This window comes from Cribrihabitans marinus (assembly GCF_900109035.1).
Taxonomy (GTDB): Bacteria; Pseudomonadota; Alphaproteobacteria; order Rhodobacterales; family Rhodobacteraceae; genus Cribrihabitans; species Cribrihabitans marinus.
Map to the genome: position 1 here is coordinate 1 of NZ_FNYD01000028.1, position 4,928 is coordinate 4,928.

The following is a 4,928-nucleotide window of genomic DNA, read 5'->3' on the forward strand; positions in this document are numbered from 1 at the left end:
TTGAGCGAAGAGCTGACTTTCAAGGGAACTTGAGAATGGCGTGTTCCCTGTGACGTCTAAAGGCGGTGTCCAGCCCGAAGCGGAATCGCAAGAATCCCGGCATGCGGGCGCAGCAGAAGACAGGCCCGGGAGCGTAGAAATCCGGGCTGCCATGCAACGGTCCGAACTGTCGCCCATTCCAGGCGCTGCCTTGGTTGGCGCGCAGGCTCACCGGCCGCGAGGCGGAACCGAATTTTGCGAGATTACCATTTTCGACACGGTTTGCGTGCCGCGACATCTCGGGCTCAATTCAGGAGTCGGAGCGCGATTGCCTTGGCTTCCGATGCCGGTGCGGGAGCATGGGACATCGCCGCCAACACGATCGCCCCCTCCTTGAGAATGAGCAGCTGGCGCGCCAGCTCTTGCGGGTCTTCGTAGCCTGCAGCTTCGGCAAGTCGCGCCAAGTGATCCGCCAGAAGCTCCTTGTGCGCATAGGACTGGCGGTTGATCGCGTCGTCCTTGTTCTGGAACTCGGCGCTGGCCTTGATGAACATGCAGCCCTGGAACCCGTCGGCGAGGAACCATTCCTCGAGCGCATCGAACATGGCGAGCAGTTGCGCGGCCGGTGTCTCGCCCAGCTCTTCCATCCGGCGGAAGAGCCAGTTGCGGAATTCCTCGTCGCGCAGGCGCAGCACGGCCAGGATCAACTCGTCCTTGGTCCGGAAATGCTTGTAGATCGACGTTTTGGAGACGCCCGTCTCCTTGGCGACCAGGTCCATCCCGGTGGCGTTGAAGCCGTTGCGGTAGAAGATCTTGAGGGCGTTTCGAATCAGCTCGTCGCGCTTGTTTCGGCTCACTTCGACACCTTACATTTACAGATCTGTAAATATATCCCACCTCTCCCGTTGTCAAGTTTCAGATGGAATTACGGCGTCTTAGCTCCCGATTTTCGACACGCCGGACACCGTAGGTGAGCCGGGTGTCCAGATTCTCCCTTGCTAGCATTAACCGATCTGTTCATCATACGGTTACCGATCAGTTAACCTTGAGGGGTAAAGACATGAACACGACGCATTCCATCCTCTTCGGCCTCGCCGCTCCGCTCCTCCTGTCGACCACGCTGGTCGTGCCTGCCGGCGCGCAGGACGGTCTTCCCGATCCCGGATTCGACATCACGGCGGGCGACACCGCGCTTCTCGTGACCGACCCGCAGAACGATTTCCTGCACCCCGACGGCGTCGCCTGGGGCGTGGTCGGCGCCAATGCCGAGGAGGTCGGCACGGTCGAGAACATCGAACGCCTGTTCGCGGCGGCCAAGGAGACGGACATGCCCGTCTTCGTGTCGCCGCATTACTACTTCCCGCATGACCACCGCTGGCACATGGAGGGCGCGCTGGAGACGCTGATGCACCAGATCGGCATGTTCGACCGCTCCGGGCCGCTGGACACGGAAGGGCTGGAGGGTTCGGGCGCCGACTGGCTGGAGCGCTACAAGCCCTATATCGACGACGGCGCAACCGTGGTGACGAACCCGCACAAGGTCTTTGGCCCCGAGACCAACGACCTGGTGCTTCAGATGCGCAAGCAGGGCATCGACAAGGTGATCATCGCCGGCATGTCCGCCAACCTGTGCACCGAAAGCCACATGCGCGAACTGCAGGAGCAGGGGTTCGAGGTGATGGTCGTCACCGACGCCACCGCCGCCGCGCAGCTGCCCGGTCTCGACGGCTATGCCGCCGCGATGACCAATTTCCGCATGATCGCAAGCCATGTCGCCGACACCGACGCGACCGTGGCCGCGATGCGGGACGCGCGCTGATCCCCCCGCGCTGTCCCCGACCCCGGTCGGTTGCCTCGCCTCCCCGTCCCGCCGACCGGGGCCCAAGCCCCAAGGATTATCCGATGACCCGCCAAGACCGTCCTCCATTTCCGCCCTTTTCCGCCGACAGCGCCATGGTCAAGGTCCGGGCCGCCGAGGACGCCTGGAACAGCCGCGACCCGGACCGCGTCACGCCGGCCTATACCGAGGACAGCCGCTGGCGGAACCGGGCCGAGTTCATCGCGGGCCACGCGCAAATCCATGCCTTCCTGACCCGCAAATGGGCGCGCGAGCTGGACTATCGCCTGATCAAGCAGCTTTGGGCCGCTGCGAACGACCGGATCGCCGTGCGCTTTGCCTATGAATGGCGCGATGACAGCGGACAGTGGTTCCGGTCCTTCGGGAACGAGAACTGGCAGTTCGCCCCTGACGGCCGAATGTGCCGCCGCATCGCCTCGATCAACGATCTGCCCATCGCCGGGGCCGACCGGCTGTTTCACTGGCCGCTCGGCCTGCGCCCCTCCGATCACCCCGAGCTCGATTCCCTTGACCTTTGAGGAGACACATCATGGCCCTTGCATTTGCCGACATCGCCTTTACCCCCGCGGTCCGCGACCGCCAGGATCGCCACGGTTCCGGCCGCTACGCCAAGTTCCTGTCCGACACCCGGCAGGGCGGTGACCGCCTTGGCGACGCGGAGCGCGCCTTTGTCTCCGAACGCGACGGGTTCTATCAGGCGACGGTTTCCGAGACCGGCTGGCCCTATGTGCAGTTCCGGGGCGGCCCGCCGGGTTTCCTGCGTGTCATCGACGATCGCACCATCGCCTATGCCGATCTGCGCGGGAACCGCCAGTATATCTCGGTCGGTAACCTCGACCGCGACGACCGGGTGTCGCTGATCCTGATGGATTACGCCGGCGCGCGGCGGCTCAAGATCTGGGGCCATGCCACCACCTTCGAGGCGGCTTCCATCGACGCGGGCAGCGCGGACGCGCCGGCCGAACGTGTCGTGATGATCCATGTTGCCGCCTTCGACTGGAACTGTCCCCGCCATATTCCGCGCCGCTTCACCACCGAAGAGGCACATTCCGAGATCGCGGCGCTCAGCCGTGAAAACGCGGCCCTCAGGGCCGAAACCACCGCCCTGCGCCGCGCCATGGCGCCGGGCACCCCAGCCTGACCATTGAAAGGAGAAGACCCATGAAAAGAGAGCTGCTTCGCTCCGTGACCGCCGCGCTTCTGGCCGGAACGGCCCTCTTGCCGGTGACGATGCCGCGAGGGGCCTGGGCCGCCCAGAGCCCCTTTGCCGTCGAGATGAAGACGATGGAGATCGACGGACTGACCGTCGCCTATCGCGAGGCGGGCGATCCGTCCGACCCCACGGTATTGCTGCTGCACGGGTTTCCGACCTCGTCGCACATGTTCCGCGAACTGATCCCGGTGCTGGCCGAGGACTACCATGTCATCGCGCCCGACTATCCCGGCTTCGGCGCCTCGGACATGCCGTCGGCCAGCGAATACGAATACAGTTTCGCCAATACCGCCCGGACCGTGACCCGCCTGATCGACGAGAAGGGCGTCGACGACTACGCCGTCTACCTGATGGATTACGGCGCGCCCGTGGGCTATCGGATGTTCGCCGAACACCCCGAGCGGGTGACCGGCTTCGTCATCCAGAACGGCAATGCCTATGAAGAGGGGCTGCGCGAATTCTGGGATCCGTTCCGGGCCTATTGGGAAGACCCCAGCGCCGAGAACGGCGACGCGCTGCGCGGCTTCCTGACGCTCGATGCGACCATGTGGCAGTTCACCCACGGGGTTGGCGACGTGGGGGCGGTGAACCCGGACAATTTCTGGCATGTGCAATACCTGCTGGATCGTCCCGGCAACCAGGAGGTGCAGCTCGAGATGTTCCTCGACTACGGCACCAATCTCGGCGAATACCCGAAATGGCAGGCGCTGTTCCGCGAGCATCAGCCGCCGACGCTGATCGTGTGGGGCCAGAACGACTACATCTTCCCGGCCGAAGGGGCGCATCCCTACAAGCAGGACCTGACCGATGTGGAGTTCCACCTGCTCGATACCGGCCATTTCGCGCTCGAGGAATACGGCGATGTGATCGCCGCCGAGATGCAGGACTTCCTCGCGCGCATCCAGGACTGAGTGAAAGGGCCCCGGCGGTCGGCACCGGCGGGGTTTTCTTGGCCGCCCTCTTTTTTTCACGACTTCCAAAAGGATCACCGACATGAAAACTGAAACCAGTACCGAAATCCTGCGGCTGGCCGCCTTTTCCAACGGCAACGCGGGGGGCAATCCGGCCGGCGTCGTCGTGGGCGACGCGCTGCCTTCGGAGGCCGAGATGCAGCGTATCGCCGCCGATGTCGGCTATTCCGAGACCGTTTTTGCAGCACCGGAGGGCGATGGCTGGCGCGTGCGCTATTTCTCGCCCGAGGCCGAGGTCGCCTTTTGCGGCCATGCCACCGTCGCCCTTGGCAGCGTTCTCGCCGCACGGGACGGCGCGGGCGTGTTTTCGCTTCGCCTCAACGACGGCCCCATCGCGGTCGAGGCCGGCCGGGATGAGGGCATCACCCGCGCGACCCTGACCTCGCCGCCGACGCGCAGCGCCGCGGCAGATCCGAGCCTTGTCGACGCGGCGCTGGCGCTTTTCGGATTTGCGCGCGCCGATCTCGACCCCGCGCTGCCGCCGGGCCTCGCCCATGCCGGCAACGATCACCTGATCCTCGCGCTACAGGACAGGCGCACGCTTGCGCGGATGAACTATGACTTGGCGGATGGCGCGCGTCTGATGCGTGCGCACGGGCTGACCACGATCGACCTGCTCTGGGCCGAGACGCCGCGACGGTTCCACAGCCGTAACGCCTTTGCCGTGGGCGGCGTCCTCGAAGATCCGGCGACCGGCGCCGCGGCGGCGGCGCTCTCGGGCTATCTGCGCGACCTCGGTTGGCCTCATGGCGGCGCGATCGACATCGTTCAGGGAGAGGACATGGGCGCAACATCATTCCTGCGCACGGAGATCGGCGAGGCACCGGGCGCGGGCATCCGCGTCTCGGGTTCGACCCGGGTCATAAGCGGATGAGCTGCGGCGTTCGCGGTCAGGCAATGTGGTCTG

At 65.0% G+C, this 4,928-nt stretch carries 6 protein-coding genes; 5 read left to right on the top strand and 1 reads right to left on the bottom strand.

What is annotated here, in order from left to right; translation table 11 throughout:
* Positions 1-284 precede the first annotated feature (284 nt).
* Complete coding sequence (locus BMX57_RS20205) at positions 285-836, bottom strand: TetR/AcrR family transcriptional regulator (RefSeq protein WP_092371709.1); 552 nt, start codon at positions 834-836, stop codon at positions 285-287.
* 203 nt (positions 837-1,039) lie between these two features.
* Here BMX57_RS20205 and BMX57_RS20210 point away from each other — a divergent pair, with 203 nt between their 5' ends.
* The 5 genes from BMX57_RS20210 to BMX57_RS20230 all read left to right on the top strand — a co-directional run bounded on the left by BMX57_RS20210 (position 1,040) and on the right by BMX57_RS20230 (position 4,895).
* Entirely contained in the window at positions 1,040-1,798 is a 759-nt protein-coding gene (locus BMX57_RS20210) for a cysteine hydrolase family protein (RefSeq protein WP_092371712.1), read from the top strand.
* 83 nt (positions 1,799-1,881) lie between these two features.
* Positions 1,882-2,355: a nuclear transport factor 2 family protein gene (locus BMX57_RS20215; RefSeq protein ID WP_092371715.1), complete on the top strand. Its 474-nt coding sequence runs from the start codon at positions 1,882-1,884 to the stop codon at positions 2,353-2,355.
* An 11-nt stretch (positions 2,356-2,366) separates the two neighbouring features.
* A complete protein-coding gene (locus tag BMX57_RS20220) occupies positions 2,367-2,978 on the top strand; it encodes a pyridoxamine 5'-phosphate oxidase family protein (RefSeq protein WP_092371718.1) in 612 nt (203 codons plus the stop codon).
* Between the two features lie 20 nt (positions 2,979-2,998).
* The gene (locus BMX57_RS20225) at positions 2,999-3,961 is read left to right on the top strand and encodes an alpha/beta fold hydrolase (RefSeq protein WP_092371721.1); all 963 of its coding nucleotides are present in this window, start codon (positions 2,999-3,001) and stop codon (positions 3,959-3,961) included.
* 82 nt (positions 3,962-4,043) lie between these two features.
* The gene (locus tag BMX57_RS20230; protein ID WP_092371723.1) at positions 4,044-4,895 is read left to right on the top strand and encodes a PhzF family phenazine biosynthesis protein; all 852 of its coding nucleotides are present in this window, start codon (positions 4,044-4,046) and stop codon (positions 4,893-4,895) included.
* Positions 4,896-4,928 lie beyond the last annotated feature (33 nt).

What these genes read in the sequence shown, in the direction of transcription:
- BMX57_RS20220 (WP_092371718.1), top strand. Translation starts at nt 2,367, where the DNA reads ATGGCCCTTGCATTTGCCGACATCGCCTTTACCCCCGCGGTCCGCGAC.
- BMX57_RS20225 (WP_092371721.1), top strand. Translation starts at nt 2,999, where the DNA reads ATGAAAAGAGAGCTGCTTCGCTCCGTGACCGCCGCGCTTCTGGCCGGA.
- BMX57_RS20210 (WP_092371712.1), top strand. Translation starts at nt 1,040, where the DNA reads ATGAACACGACGCATTCCATCCTCTTCGGCCTCGCCGCTCCGCTCCTC.
- BMX57_RS20215 (WP_092371715.1), top strand. Translation starts at nt 1,882, where the DNA reads ATGACCCGCCAAGACCGTCCTCCATTTCCGCCCTTTTCCGCCGACAGC.
- BMX57_RS20230 (WP_092371723.1), top strand. Translation starts at nt 4,044, where the DNA reads ATGAAAACTGAAACCAGTACCGAAATCCTGCGGCTGGCCGCCTTTTCC.